Here is a 14,885-nt window from a genome sequence, read left to right on the forward strand (position 1 = left end):
AGTGTCAGACTGGATCACCTCTCAGGGGACCAATCTGTCACTGTACTCCTCTAATCAGAGGAGCTAGCAGGGTTCCCCGCTTAGGAGCGGCGGAAACTGACTACTAAGGCGGCAACTCCCGTGATCATACATCCGAGAACTGTCTCCCACTCAGATTGCAGTGTACATTGAAGTACACCAACGGAAAAGAAGACAATGCTGAGATAGCCACAGATTTCCTTCATCTATGCACTCCTTGGGAGATCAACCTACTTATTCATCTTACACCATACGAAATATTTCAGCATGATACACATAAAAAAAGCTATCGCAAAACCGACAGCCTACTTTTTTTCTCTCCAATCAAAATCGCTCATGTGTTATATCCGCATTTACCGCAAATGCAGCATTGCTGCCATCCGCAGCAGCTAAAATTAGTGCTGATGGACTAAGTTGCGAATACTCACCTGCTGCGTATATGTTTTTCTGTGAGGTACGGCCCAATGCATCCATTTCTACCTGACCGTTTTCTTTTAGTTGACAACCTAGCTGTTCCAAGAAAGGATTCGATCGATAAAACTCAGATACAATAAATCCCCCTGTCCGATCAATAATCAAACCAGAAACAAATTCAACTTTTTGTAGATGGCCATTTTCTCCATGCAGTTTTTTTATAGGGTCTGTCTCAACCAAAATGTTTCGATTCGCTAGTTCCTTATGCATGGAAGGACACATAGGATAACCATTGGTAGCCACTATCAAATCTGTAGACCAGTTATATACCAATTTAGCCATATGAAGGGCGCCTTTTTCTTTTTCGGCTAATACTATTAACGCTTGATCTCTTCTTTCCCAACCATCACAGTACGGACAACTATGAATACTAATACCATAATATTGCTCTAGAGCAGGAATAGTTGGGTGAATCTCTTGAACACCTGTGGCTAAAATGATTTTCTCTGTAAGGTACTTATTGTTACTAGTAACAATTGCATACTGATCATGATCCACTTGTTTTACCACTTGTACCACAGTATCCTTCACCAATTGGACAGAAGGATATTTGGCCAATTCTCTATGTGCGATCTGTTTGAAATCTTGTGGTTTTATTCCATCTCTAGTCAGAAAACCATGCGATTCTTGTGTTACTCGATTTCGATTTGTCCCATTATCAAAGACGATAATGTTTCTTCGTGCACGTCCTAGAACAAGCGCTGCATTTAAACCTGCGGGTCCAGCACCGATAATTGCACAATCAAAAATCATGATTTATTCCCTTTCTCCTTGGCTTTATGCTACTATCACTCTCCCATTTTGGCTCCAAATTTCTTTTCTTATACTTCGCTTAGACGTATGGAATAGTCAAAAAATATACTGCTAGAGGGGTAAAATCGAGGACTTAGTTTGTTAAACAAACCAGTTTATTATATGATGAACGACTTCTTCACTCCGAAAAAACTTTTAAAGACTTTTCTGTTTAAAAATGGCGTGACTGGTAAAATGTCCATCTAGATGCTCTTACCAGTCACTTTGGTTAACAGAGGTGACTCTACTTCTTAGGTCTTGCTCATGCCCACCCCTACGATAAGGACGACAACGAGTACGAGAAGAAGAAAGATTCCCATATTCCCCTCCGAAGGTTCCACCTGCATCTATTCCTCTTATTTTAGCATGATTGTATCTGATAATACCCAAGTTCTTCACCTAATAATTTATTCCACTATCCAACAAACATCTATCTACCCTGTCCTTTCTATATTTGCCTCTTTTCTAATAAGGGAACATTCTAAAATAAGACTAGAGATATGAAACGGTATTTTATGAATCAGAAGATAGGTTTATTAGGTCTCAACAGAAACTGCTAGAAAGCCGAACAAAAGGAAGTTTGTTATCGAAACAAGTGATTTGTTTTTTTCCATCTATTAGACAAGATTCATTCTCAACTGCACAAACCAACGAAAAAAAGAAACGAATGTTTACGGAATCAAATTTTTTTATTATTACATTCATTAGTTAGCCTTACACTACAAACAATAATCGGAATATTGTATACCATTTCTATGAATTAGCAATTCCGCTAATTCATCAACACAGATAAAGGAACTGAAATGGCAACAGAAAACCCGGAAGAGCAGCCAACGTCTACTCCAACAGACCCAACCTCATACACTCAAACTCCAAACGACATCAAGGATAGCGGGATTGCTTGGGGGAACCTTCGCTGATATCTAACTAGTTTATCAGCGAGAACAATGGCAGACTGATTTTACTTTTCGAGGTATAAATCAGTCTGCCATCCACATCATAACAAATTTTATCCCCTTCCAATCAAGCCCATAATAAACACTTATTTTATTAATAGAAGTGATCATTGTACATAATCTTTGCTAAAGTAAAAGTGACGGTAATTCCTGTCACTTATAGGGAGGAGTAATGCGAAACATCATCGCTTTCATCTGTAACCTCTTTGGATCTTGTGGACATTCGCATGTGATTACCGTGGATAGTGCTCTATATGCTGTGACGGCTTCCATCGTCGTTTATGAGCCACTTCCTGTAAATCGTGCCTGCTGATCTTCCATTTGGAATGAATCAGCGGGCACTCGGATGAAATCATTCCATATTTTCTAACAAACCCCTCGCACGTAGAGGGGTTCTATTATGAATTCTTTTTTTCCATTTTTTTAATCAAAACAAAAAACTTCAAGAGGAATTACGAGCACATGTGTGGAAAAATGAAATATAGAAAATATGTTCGGAGTGTGAGGATGATGTATGCAAAACTAATGAGTGCTAGTGTCCTTGGCGTAGATGGTTTTTTAGTGGAAGTAGAAGTGGATATCAGCAATGGTCTGCCAATGTTTGATATCGTTGGCCTTCCAGATTCTGCTGTCAGGGAAGCAAAAGAACGAGTAAGAGTTGCGATTCGTAATAGCCAAGCTAACTTTCCCCTCCAGCGCATTACTACCAATCTAGCACCAGCAGATATCAAGAAAGAAGGTTCTATCTTCGATCTAGCAATAGCTCTTGGGGTAATGATTGCTAGTGGACAAGCAGAAGTATCTCAATTTAACCAATACCTTATCGTAGGCGAGCTTGCTTTAGATGGTACGCTTCGCCCTTTATCAGGTGTTTTACCGATGGTGATGGAAGCAAAAGCAAAAGGACTAACAAAAGTATTACTACCATTGAAAAATGCCGCAGAAGCTGAATTAGTGAGTGGCATGCAAATTATTCCGGTTGAAACGTTGCAAGAAGTCTTGCTCTATTTCAAAGGAGAGTGGAAACCTAAACCGTTACCAGTCGAAGAACGAGAATTTCCCTCTATGCCTTTGCTAGATTTAGCAGACGTCCAAGGTCAAACCCATGTAAAAAGAGCGATGGAAGTAGCGGCAGCCGGATCACACAACTTATTATTAATTGGACCTCCCGGATCTGGTAAGACCATGCTAGCAAAAAGGATCTCGTCCATTCTTCCTAATATGGATATACAAGAATCATTAGAAGTAACCAAGATTTGTAGCATTGCAGGACTTATCCAAGATAGAGGTCGCTTGATTTCGGAACGTCCATTTCGCTCTCCCCATCATACAATCTCTCAAGCAGGCTTAGTTGGTGGCGGAGCAATACCAAAACCGGGAGAAATTAGTTTGTCTCATCGAGGGGTGTTATTCCTAGACGAGCTACCTGAATTTTCCAAGTCTGCATTGGAAGTGTTACGCCAACCACTGGAAGATCGCGAAGTCACCTTGGGTCGAGCTCGTGCGGTGCTCACCTTTCCTGCGGAATTTGTACTTGTTGGTTCGATGAATCCATGTCCCTGCGGATACTTTGGATATGATCAAGACCGACCTTGCACTTGCAATGCTCAACAAGTTCAACGATATCGAGCCAAAATCTCCGGTCCGTTACTTGATCGTATTGACTTGCATGTGGAAGTACCAAAAGTAGACTTTGGAACATTATCTAGCAGAGCAACCAATGAATCCTCTGCTACTGTTCGTGATCGTGTGAATCAAGCAAGGCAAATTCAAAACGAACGCTTTTCCAAATCCACTACCCTCTGCAACAGTACCATGACCCCATCGGAAATAAAGGAGTACTGTGAACTAGACTCCCAATCGCAGGAACTGCTTCGGCTTTCCTTTGATTCATTAGGATTGAGCGCACGAGCCCATGATCGAATATTAAAAGTAGCTCGTACAATAGCAGATTTAGCAGGGACAAAGGAGATTGAAGTAGCTCATATTGCAGAAGCGATTCAATATCGAACGTTGGATCGGAAGTTTTGGGAATAGATGAAGCTTTATTTAAATTATCATTTTTGCGGTTGTTTCTAAATGGGGTAGAACCTACACTTCACCTAAATATTAGAAAAATTATAAAGGAAAACGGTGCACATTATGTCATCATGCATAATGGAAACCGAAAAAAACTCCAAAATCATGAAATAAAAGAGAAGTGTTAACCTGGAATCAAAAATACAAAATTCCTATTGATAAAAATGGATTTCCTAATCATGAGAAATGAATAGATGCAGATACTAATCTTGATTCAAAATATTGGCAAGTTAAAAAAGAGGATCAATTCTTGATACTCCATCTTGAATTAGCAGATACAATGGAAAATAACTCTTCTCTCAAAAATAAGGTTAACGAAACTGCTCTAGAAACAATAAAAAATTCAAATTGGTATCGTAAAATGGATGAACTGAAAAAAATTTTCAATTTTATATACATGGAAAATACTCAGCTCATTTTATTAGATGCAGAAACATTTGCTTTAGGTTCGAGATAGCAGGCTTTACCTCATGAAAAAGTTACAGATGAAACACCATTATATTATGAAGATCGTGAACCTATTCACGATTGTATAGCAACTGGCGGATTTGATCTATATTTCGACTTCCGAAAAATCTGTTAAAACGACGAAGTGGATCAGTATTTTTTGTAGAAAAACAACTTTATGCTACATGGTTCTCCAATCTCCTATCACGAGTTAAATCAAGAAATATCAATTTAAATTCCCGATTCTTCTTGGATTTAGAGACGATGATTATATTTATAATCAAGTGACAGGAGAACGAAAAAGAGACGAATGGGAAGAAGAACGATTTAATCAGTAAGCTTAAAGCAAAAAAAGTCAGCCTCTTTCCCCTACTCTCGAGTGAATCGATTTTTCGTGGTGGCATTGGGGGTTTTAATCAAATAAACATATGAATTGATCAAATGACTCGAATTCACTATATTGCCTTGGGTCTCCCACAATCGTACTGTGTATGAAAATGTATCTCTCTACAATCGACGCTGTGAACCCACGTAATGTTCAAGTATCCTTCGATCATGTGGTAGCGGCGGACAGCTTTCAGCTTGGTGGGTGATGACACATAAGCAATTTTAACTTAACTTTGATCTCAGCCAGCTGTTGAGTTTGTGATGGAAAATCCAGAACACTCACCAATAACAGAATCAACAATAAAGACAAACCGTTGTATCATCGTCATCCCACCATTCATCTATTTCATCTGGGTTAAATTTTTCAAACAATAAAAACATCCACATTTGATGAGTCTCTTTCGCTATCCGGCACCTCGATATACCAGATTTGCGCACTAGTTTGTCAGATTGTATAATTCTATTTTTATTTATCTAAAAGCATATAGTAATGGCATTGTAACCATACCATTATCGAATTGATTGTATTATGATGGACACAGTTGCATAAAATATAATCATCAAGGGGCTGGCTCCATGAAAAAAATCTTCACTTTTCTATTCACCCTAACACTGATATGCGCCTTCGTCTTCCCTAGTTCATCTTTTGCCTCATCAGCAAAAAAACACTCCTCTCTTGTAGCATTAGGTGATTCCATTACATTTGGATACAATTTAGGCGAAAATAATAATTCTCCCTCTCCCTATGCATTTCCCTATTTGATAGGAGCTCATTTAAATAAGAACGTTGAAAACTTAGGAGTTCCTGGTTGGACATCAAATGATTTGCTACAAGCTTTAAAGACCCCAAAATTTCAAACAGCAGTAAAAAAAGCAAAAGTTATTACATTGGACATCGGTAGTAATGATATTTTAAGACTAGCTAGTCAATTTGGGTTATTAAATCCAGAAAATGCACAAAAACCTATTCGATTAACCCCAGAGCAACAAAAAAGTTTCGATCAGGCAACGCAAAAGTATTCTGAAAACCTGCCTATCATTATCCATACAATAAAACAACTTGCTCCTTCAGCAAAGATTGTGTTGTATAATCTCTACAATCCATTTCCTTCTGCATCCATTTACTTGCATCCATTTTCTGAAACCATCATTCATCCACTAAATATGATCATTGACAACAATGCGTCTACATTCCATTTAAAAGTGGCAGATGCACACTCAGCATTTCACGAAAAGCAGTATATTTTCGTTCGTTTAGCTCAAAATGATGTTCATCCAACTATGGAAGGACAGCAAGTATTAGCTAAATTAGGGGAACAGATTCTTCATAAAAAACCGAAAGTCAAAGCTAATTAGCAGGAACATCCTTAATAAATAAGGGAAAGAAAAACCTTAAACAAGATAAAAATGGAACATCTCATAGGATACTGGTTGACAAACAAAAAAAGACAACTACTTATTGTCTTTTTTTGTTAATTCCTATACTTGTATTTAGGCAAATGAACCTCTCCCACTTGCGCTAACGCTAAGAAGTGAGAGGTTCTAACCATTAGAGTCAAAGATCATTCGTGAATCGGATTTTCCTTAGATACTCGATCCGCAGATCGGAAGTCTCCCTAATTCCTCCAGAAGATACAAATACATACACGATGATAGCACTTTCGCTAATAAGAAAAATAGACGAGGAATACACCCAAATTCTAGGTCAAATTTAAAACAAAAAATCCACTGTCCAATTGATGCGAAAAATTAATTTATGTTAATATAGAATAGTTTGCTCATACCCAACCATTTGAAGGGTAAAAAGATGGCATTTTGGTCCGAACCGGATGACGAGGAAGAGGCTACGCCGACCCCTGAGTCCAAAAAGGCTGTAGCTGACGCACGAGCCCGAGAGGAAGCGACCGCTCGGCGCCACGGCGAGTACACTCCCTCGACGAATCCTCATATCTGATAACTATCAGAGCACACAGACCGGCTGGATTATCTTTGGATAAACCCAGCCGGTCACTCGTTATAAAGACTGTCTTTTAGTGATAATAAGCTGATCCATTTTTGGACAAGAAGACACTCCATTATAGAGTGGATAACCCATATTGAGTGTTCATAGTAAACATGTCATAGATAAAAGTCCTTCATCACATATCTTGATTATGAGTACATTCACTTTATCCAAAAGTGAATTTTTTACTATTTCTTTCAATAACTGGAAAAAACTTAATTTTATCATGATTTAGATACAATTTAGATTAATTTCCTTAACTTTTTGACATCTCTGTTTTTTACAATAAGAATATCTTCAAGAAAAAGGATGATAAAAGTGAAAAATTGGAAAAAATCAGCAATCGCATTTAGTTTAGCAACTGGTTTACTAATAACAGGTACCGCAATTACTACAATCCATACAACACATGCTGCTCCAAATACAAAAATCGTTTCACCTGTGCAACAACAATCGAATCAAGCAACGATCAAAAAGATTAGAAACCTTGCATCACAAGGAAAAACCGTCAATAGTGAAAAATTTGGTCTCCAATCCAAGACAAATGATATTGTAAAAAAATGGGGAAAACCAGATAGTGGTTCAGATGCAAATCATCTTTACTATGACAAAAAAGGTATTGGTTTCATTGCAGAAAAAGGGAAAGTAGTCAAAATTTATTCAGGAGATAAAAGTTATTGGGACATTACATATAAAGAAGTAAAGCAAACACTAGGTAAACCCGTGAAAGAAGTAAAAGGGGAAGATGGCGTTTATCTAACATACAAAGCTGGTAAAAACACATTGGTATTCGCTTTCTATTACAATAATGAAGGTACAGAACCATCCACCCTTGGTGAAGTAACGGTTTATTAATTTTTCAAAATATGATCTCTTTCATTTATATAAGAAACACACCCTTGATTACAGGGTGTGTTTCTTATATATTCAGTAAAGCTCCATTCGTGTATTTATTACTCTGTCCTAGTCTTCATTTAATTGAAATAGCATGTATATTAAAAAATTGAAGTATCTGAACATATCAGCACAACAAGAAAAACTCGCTTTTTATGCGTACAAGAGGGTGACATGCTGATTTCTAAATAATCAGCATGTCATGTTGTTTCGAGGATGAATAGAATATTACGCATCCAAATCCACTTCGATTACCTCAATATCTGTTAGTTTGTTATTCTTGTCATCGGAATAGACAACAATCATGTCTACTCCACTTGACTCTGGATCATCAATGGTTTGAATGTCGATTCCCATCTCTACTCCTTAGTCGAAACCACCTTCCATTTGATTTTACACTAATTATGATCTTTTGTTCCGTTCAATTTGATTGTGTCCTTTATTATCCGAAACCTTTACTTTATCAGCAATCACCTATGGATCATATGTCAAAAAGCAGCTCAAAGTTCTCAGTTATATATGGCATCGTGTTAATAGATTTTAAAAAGGACAAGTCGAAAAAAAGAGTCATTGACTTGAACGACAATGACTCTTTTTTATGGCACCAGTATCATCTATTATATGGCTTAGTATTAAACTACCAATAGAGTTTCTGCAACATTCTCTTCTTGAGCAGATACTTCATTTGCTTGATTCATGTATATAAACTAAATAGAGAAAGATTTACTACAATGCAACTAGAATAATTATGTTTTTATCTCTCTTGCTAACCCTTTAAATTGTTCTACTTGTGATTGGATAGCAACTTCAGTCGCTAAACGTTCGATACTAGAGGCTCCAAAGAATCCTGCTATTCCATTTGTTAAATGAAAAATTTCCTCTACATCCGATGGCTCCGCAATTGGACCACCATGACATAAGATCAAGATAGATGGATTTACTTTTCTTGCGGCATCGTGAATGGATTGAATTCGCTCAGCCGATTTCTCTAATGTTAAAGCAGTTTCCGCTCCAATCGAACCTTTGGTAGTCAAACCCATATGAGCTACTAAAACATCGGCACCCGCTTGAGTCATCGCCATAGCTTGTGTTTCATCAAAAACATAAGGGCAGGTGAGTAAATCGAGTTCATGTGCTTGACGAATCATCTCTACCTCTAAGTCAAAACCCATCCCTGTTTCTTCTAAATTTTGTCGGAATACACCATCTATCAGACCAACTGTAGGAAAATTTTGCACTCCATCAAAACCCATTTCTTTTAATTGGCGTAAAAAGACAGGCATTTGTCGGAAAGGATCCGTTCCACACACACCTGCTAACACAGGAGTAGATTGTACGATCGGTAAAACCTCATTTGCCATCTCCATCACGATTTGATTCGCATCTCCATATGGAAGTAACCCTGCAAGTGATCCGCGTCCTGCCATGCGGTAGCGACCAGAGTTATAAATAATGATTAGATCAGCACCGCCGCGCTCAGCAAATTTAGCTGAGATTCCACTTCCTGCCCCACAACCAAGAACCGCTTTGCCTTCCTCTACGGTGACATGAAGTTTTTCTAATGCTTCCTTACGTGCAATAAATGGCATACTTAGACCTACCTTTCGTCTTCAAGGAATTCAAGTAATTTTCCACTTACTCTGTTAGAAAACTCTTCATCGTTGATGTTGCAATCAATTTCATAGACAGGTATATTATTATGAATTTCATCTTTAATCGCCTGAAATAAAGCATCATTTGCTTCTGGGTTCCAAAAAATTCCTCTTGGGGAATCTAATTCTGAAATTCCTTTTAAAGGTAAAAAAACTGCTACTGGTCCTGATGCCCGATTTAATTTTCTTGCTAATAAAGAACCTAATCTATTATTTTCATCTGGGGTAGTACGCATTAATGTAACGTTCGAGTTCCATTCATAAAGTTGCCGGTTCTTAAATCGATCTGGTACAGTATGTATGCCCCAAAAATTAACCATATCTAAACATCCAGGTGCTATTACTTGTGGAATACCTTTTTTTGCTGCAGCATCTAAACGCGTTGGTCCAGCATTTAAAACTCCTCCAACTAAATAATCTGCTAGTTCTGTTGGAGTCACATCCAGCACACCTCTGATAAACCCTTTTTCAATAAGAGATTCCATCGTTTTCCCACCAGTACCCGTAGCATGAAACACCATCATCTCAAAACCTTCATCCTCTAACCTGCTCTTACACTTATTTACAAGTGTTGTTGTGTTTCCAAACATCGAAGCCGTTATAATCGGTTTACTTTCTATTTTAGGAACTCCAGTCTGTACCATACCAATAATTGCTCCTACTGCATTTGCATAAATCTGTGCACTAACCCGATTTAACCCTGATACATCTAGCACGGATGGAAACATTACCACATCACTAAATCCCACATATGGCACTGTATCCCCAGCAGCTACCGTGCTAACCATAACTTTTGGAACTCCGATAGGAAGTGCTCTTAATCCAGCCGTACCAATAATAGTACCGTTTGTACCACCCATCGAAAAACCAGCATGGATTTGACCTTTTTCAAACAATTTTTTCATGATGATAGCGATTCCCTTTGTCATCACATTCATCGCTATAGATTTATCTCTTCGTTTTCTTAGTTTCTCTAAAGAAGATCCACCTGCATTAGCTACTTGACTCGCAGTAACATCCACTTCTAATGTCGGCTCTCCAAGAACACCTGTATTGATGACAAGTGTACGGTAACCCCTTTGTTCGATCTCTCTTCTAACAAAGAGATAGTCATTTCCTTTCGTATCCATAGCTCCTATGACAGCAATTGTTTTAGTCATTTGCTCTTCCCTCCTCAAATAACATGAAATGGATGGAGTATTATTAAACTATATTTAATTATTATATTATTACAAATACTGCTCTTCATATAGAGAGAAAAAGAAAAATTAAAGATATTATGTCAAATATCGGAAAACGAAATACCACAAACAAAAATAAGAAAAAGAAAACCTGCCATATTTTGCAAGTTTTTAAATGTTATCGAATTTCCAAACTACTATGAACTGAATTTTTGTCAATTGGTTCAATCCAACCTAATAGATCTATGATGGACAAAGTTTTGTCAGATCAGCTAGTAATGACTTCTTGTTTCTATAAGAGCAATATCCTATCCCAACAAATCCAGAGAATGAAACCAAAGGATTCAGCTAAAATATTGGAATGTACCATCTTTTTGATTTAACAAAACTAAAATGTAAGGAGTACTCCTAATGAAGAGTTCGCCCCTGTACTATTTTTTCCATTCTTCTACTCCCGTATAAATGTTTGAACTTTTCCGGCTTCTATTTCTTTGAAATCAGGTAATTGTGTTAATGCTTTTTCTGAACCTCCAGGATTATAAAACGCCAAAAGACGAAGCGGTTCCCAACTAGAGTTATAGGTGGCGTGATAGATTCCTTTGGGGATATAGATGACATCCCCTGCTTTAATCGCAAAAAATTCTTCATCATCTATCATTTGATTGCCCTCTCCAGACAAAACATAAAGTATTTCTTCAGCATCAGGATGATTATGGCGATCATGGCCTTGATTTGGAAGTAAAATCACTTCACCAAAAGTAAGACTAGCTCCTTCATTTTGATCAGGCGTAATAAACCATTTGATTAAACCCCAATCAAAAGAATGAGTGGGCACATTATTTGGTTTAATTGTTTTCATCTGTAACTCCCCCTCGATTGATGTTATAAATTTTTTTAATATTATTTCAATTGATTATACATATATTCCTCATTTCCAGATGAAATCCTGCTATGTTTTTAAGGTTGTTCTTTCCTAAAAGCAAGTGCAGAAACAGTCGAAACAAAGTTAATCATCAATTATGAGAAGGAATTGCAGAAACAAGTAACAGCAATGAGAAATCACCATTGAGAATGGAACTACCAACCCAATCACAATGGAACAGCAGTAATGATATGAATTGTCCTTTTCCTGAATACAAAATCGGGATGCATCCCAATTCACAAGCGAGTTTAAAACAGAATCAGAAGTCAAATGAACCTCCTCTCTCTCGAATATATCCAAGTATCAATATATTACGAGAGAAAGGAGGTACTAATGTTTTCCATAGTTTGTGGTCAATCATGAAAATAGGACATTACTCTAGTGAATTTTCCTTTTTGTGTTAATCCAATAGGTGAGAGTTAGTTAGATTTCACTTCAATAAACACCAATTTTTCTCCATATTCATTTTATCGATACCCAATAAATGGATGGTAAACAAAATGATGTTAATAACCGACTAGCAAAATATTTTTAATTATTTTTTTCTAAAGATAACAATTGTTTCATCACTGTTAGCAAAATCTCGGTTGTATTTTCTACCTGACCAGAACGCCAAGCGACAAAACCATCTGGGCGGATGAGTACAGCTCCACCTTCTGAAATCCGATAGGTTTTGTGCCACTGATTTTCAGGATCTTGTAAGTTTCCTGTTTGTCCAATAGAGAATATATCGATTGGAAGATTTAGTTCAGCAGACACATCTTGTGCGGTATGGGTCCATGTACTGTCTTCATCGGTTAAAAGGACATAGTTTTTGTTAAAGAGATCAATAGTAGAAATAGGCTGTCCATTTTGTTCTAACCAGAGATGGGGGGCACGTGTTCCTGGTTTCCCATCCAATTGATCTACATAAGGTAATATACCATTGTTTTCTGGATCCGAGTGCTCTGTGATGACTGCTGATGAACGATATTGGTACCGCATAATAACATGATTATTACTAACAACAGGAGCTTTCCCCTCTTTTTTACTAACCATATTAAGCTGTCCTGTATTCGCAATCAGACCAGCTTGCTCGGTGGTAAAGAGAGAAACTGCTTTTCGTTCTATCTCATATGTGTTTAAGAGTCCAGATGAAGCTGTACCTTTTAGAACAGCAGCTAATTTCCAAGCTAAGTTATGTCCATCCGCGATTCCTGAGTTCCCACCAAAACCTCCAGTAGGTGGCATGAGATGTGCCGCATCTCCGACTAAAAAGATACGACCGACTTGAAAATGATCCGCCACCTTTACCGCTGCTTCCCAAGGTAGAACACTGATTATCTCCACATCAAGCTCAGGATTACCCACTGCTGTACGGATTAGTTGAATACAGCGCTCATCAGTAAAATCGCTCAAGCTTTCTCCCTTGGCCGGATCAAAATTCACATGAAAAGTCCAAAGATCGTCATCATAATTGATTGATACCAACGTTCCATTCGCCTCTGGATGATTAATATTACAAATGCTAAACTCATGACCCTCAACGTATGGATTCAAATTAGCACGAAAATACATATTCATATTATAACTAAGCGTTCCGCGTCCACTCATTTGGATTTCTAATGCTTGGCGAATCCTACTATTCGCACCATCGGCTGCGATCAAATATTGCGCGTAGATCGTTTCGCGAATGCCTGTTTCACGATTTTGGATGAGTGCTGTAACTCCTATTTCATCTTGAGTAAATGAAACCAATTCCATATTAAATTGAATATCTCCTTGGCGTTCTTGAATCGCCTGTAATAAGATTGGTTCCATCAAATCTTGGGTCGTGAAACTACCAATTGTTGGGCTGAGTTGGACATTTTCAGCCTCCAGCTTTTGAATCAAGTTTTTCATGGTAGAGAAATCCGCTTCAAGCAGTGTATTTGCGTGAAGCAAACGACCGCCACCTTTGTTTAAGCCTGCGCCTGCTACGCGGATCTTCTCTTCAATCTGAAAGGGGCGAAATAACTCCATCGATCGTGTATTGATTCCACGCGCTTTTGGATGAATGGATGTTCCACGATGACGCTCAATCACGCGATAATCAATGTTATGATGGCTTAAAAACAAGGCTGTTGATAAACCGACTAATCCTCCGCCTATGATCAATACTGGAATTTGTTGCTTTTTCAAGTTGATTGCCTCCAAGGTTATATGTTGTATTTTTTGTTGAATTAATAATAACCTTTGTATATGAACAGAATATGAATAATACTCTACCAAATGCAAATAGAAATGATTTGATTGAATGAATAATATTTTTTATTTTATGAAACTTTTCATATATAATGCATAGTGACATTCTTTTAAATCCAAGGAGGATTTTCATTTGAAACGCTTAAGTCAATGGCCTTTACTTACAATGATTATTGGTTATACCGCAATTTGGCTATGGGCTGCATGGTCACCAGTTGATCGTTTTGGTTGGTTTTTGGAAAATCTACTTATTATCGTTTTTCTGGTAGTGTTTGCCTTCTTACATCGTTATTTTTCTTTTACTACTTTTGCTTATTTTTGCATAATGCTCTACCTAACTCTGCACACCATCGGATCTCATTATTCCTACCAAACACCAATTGATCCTTGGCTAAAACAATGGTTTGAATTGGATCGAGCATACTATGATCGTGTTGTTCATTTTTCTTTTGGACTATTAATGGTAATTCCTATAAAAGAATGGTATCAGCAATTTTTAAATTTACCTAAGAAAATGTATGCATATATTTCTGTTCTTACTATCTTTTCTGCGGGAGCATTTTACGAATTGATTGAAATGTGGGTAACGATGATTGTTGCCCCTGAACAAGGAGCCAAGTTTATTGGAATTCAAGGAGATCAATGGGATACCCAACACGATATGGAACTAGCATTGTATGGAAGTATTTTAATGATATTGTTTACATGGGGTATAAAAAAGATAAAACAATCCCTTTTACTTTCAACCCAAGCGAAATCAAACAAGCAAGTAGAGGAAGAGGAAAAAGCATTTTCTGGATAAATCTTATCACTCTCTAGTTGTATGGTGTCCAGTCTATTTGAGTTTGATCATCTGTG

The 14,885-nt window shown here is 37.5% G+C and carries 14 protein-coding genes; 6 read left to right on the forward strand and 8 right to left on the reverse strand.

Annotation, left to right across the window (positions count from 1 at the left end; translation table 11 throughout):
* Window positions 1-80: 80 nt before the first annotated feature.
* The 3 genes from A3GQ_RS26700 to A3GQ_RS26705 form a co-directional block, all read right to left on the reverse strand.
* Window positions 81-224 carry a hypothetical protein gene (locus A3GQ_RS26700; RefSeq protein ID WP_156877561.1) on the reverse strand — a complete coding sequence of 48 codons (144 nt, stop codon included), beginning with the start codon at window positions 222-224 and terminating at the stop codon, window positions 81-83.
* Window positions 225-342: 118 nt separating this feature from the next.
* A complete protein-coding gene (locus A3GQ_RS0105620) occupies window positions 343-1,248 on the reverse strand; it encodes an NAD(P)/FAD-dependent oxidoreductase (protein ID WP_028776220.1) in 906 nt (301 codons plus the stop codon).
* Window positions 1,249-1,497: 249 nt separating this feature from the next.
* Window positions 1,498-1,674 (reverse strand): hypothetical protein, encoded by a 177-nt coding sequence (locus A3GQ_RS26705; RefSeq protein ID WP_156877562.1) that lies wholly within the window; start codon window positions 1,672-1,674, stop codon window positions 1,498-1,500.
* A gap of 738 nt (window positions 1,675-2,412) precedes the next feature.
* Between A3GQ_RS26705 and A3GQ_RS26710 the strand changes: the two genes are divergently transcribed.
* The 5 genes from A3GQ_RS26710 to A3GQ_RS0105665 all read left to right on the forward strand — a co-directional run bounded on the left by A3GQ_RS26710 (window position 2,413) and on the right by A3GQ_RS0105665 (window position 8,010).
* On the forward strand, window positions 2,413-2,553 hold the full coding sequence (locus A3GQ_RS26710; RefSeq protein WP_156877563.1) for a hypothetical protein: 141 nt from the start codon (window positions 2,413-2,415) through the stop codon (window positions 2,551-2,553).
* 197 nt (window positions 2,554-2,750) lie between these two features.
* A complete protein-coding gene (locus A3GQ_RS0105635; RefSeq protein WP_028776221.1) occupies window positions 2,751-4,277 on the forward strand; it encodes a YifB family Mg chelatase-like AAA ATPase in 1,527 nt (508 codons plus the stop codon).
* Between the two features lie 292 nt (window positions 4,278-4,569).
* The gene (locus tag A3GQ_RS0105645) at window positions 4,570-4,776 is read left to right on the forward strand and encodes a hypothetical protein (protein ID WP_028776223.1); all 207 of its coding nucleotides are present in this window, start codon (window positions 4,570-4,572) and stop codon (window positions 4,774-4,776) included.
* A gap of 953 nt (window positions 4,777-5,729) precedes the next feature.
* Window positions 5,730-6,509, forward strand: a complete 780-nt coding sequence (locus tag A3GQ_RS0105655) for a GDSL-type esterase/lipase family protein (protein WP_051271240.1) — start codon at window positions 5,730-5,732, stop codon at window positions 6,507-6,509.
* 964 nt (window positions 6,510-7,473) lie between these two features.
* Window positions 7,474-8,010, forward strand: a complete 537-nt coding sequence (locus A3GQ_RS0105665; protein WP_028776225.1) for a DUF4309 domain-containing protein — start codon at window positions 7,474-7,476, stop codon at window positions 8,008-8,010.
* Between the two features lie 267 nt (window positions 8,011-8,277).
* Here the strand turns inward: A3GQ_RS0105665 and A3GQ_RS28195 are convergent, their stop codons facing one another.
* The 5 genes from A3GQ_RS28195 to A3GQ_RS0105690 all read right to left on the reverse strand — a co-directional run bounded on the left by A3GQ_RS28195 (window position 8,278) and on the right by A3GQ_RS0105690 (window position 13,964).
* Window positions 8,278-8,406: a hypothetical protein gene (locus A3GQ_RS28195; protein ID WP_281170809.1), complete on the reverse strand. Its 129-nt coding sequence runs from the start codon at window positions 8,404-8,406 to the stop codon at window positions 8,278-8,280.
* 389 nt (window positions 8,407-8,795) lie between these two features.
* Window positions 8,796-9,638, reverse strand: coding sequence for a phosphoenolpyruvate hydrolase family protein (locus A3GQ_RS0105675; protein WP_028776226.1), 843 nt, complete (start codon window positions 9,636-9,638; stop codon window positions 8,796-8,798).
* 8 nt (window positions 9,639-9,646) lie between these two features.
* A complete protein-coding gene (locus A3GQ_RS0105680) occupies window positions 9,647-10,861 on the reverse strand; it encodes a Tm-1-like ATP-binding domain-containing protein (RefSeq protein ID WP_028776227.1) in 1,215 nt (404 codons plus the stop codon).
* Window positions 10,862-11,330: 469 nt separating this feature from the next.
* A complete protein-coding gene (locus A3GQ_RS0105685) occupies window positions 11,331-11,741 on the reverse strand; it encodes a cupin domain-containing protein (RefSeq protein ID WP_028776228.1) in 411 nt (136 codons plus the stop codon).
* A gap of 594 nt (window positions 11,742-12,335) precedes the next feature.
* Window positions 12,336-13,964 (reverse strand): FAD-dependent monooxygenase, encoded by a 1,629-nt coding sequence (locus A3GQ_RS0105690; RefSeq protein WP_028776229.1) that lies wholly within the window; start codon window positions 13,962-13,964, stop codon window positions 12,336-12,338.
* Window positions 13,965-14,160: 196 nt separating this feature from the next.
* Here A3GQ_RS0105690 and A3GQ_RS23525 point away from each other — a divergent pair, with 196 nt between their 5' ends.
* Window positions 14,161-14,829 carry a DUF2238 domain-containing protein gene (locus A3GQ_RS23525; protein ID WP_051271242.1) on the forward strand — a complete coding sequence of 223 codons (669 nt, stop codon included), beginning with the start codon at window positions 14,161-14,163 and terminating at the stop codon, window positions 14,827-14,829.
* Window positions 14,830-14,885 lie beyond the last annotated feature (56 nt).

The organism is Shimazuella kribbensis DSM 45090 (genome assembly GCF_000428065.1).
GTDB lineage: Bacteria > Bacillota > Bacilli > Thermoactinomycetales > Thermoactinomycetaceae > Shimazuella > Shimazuella kribbensis.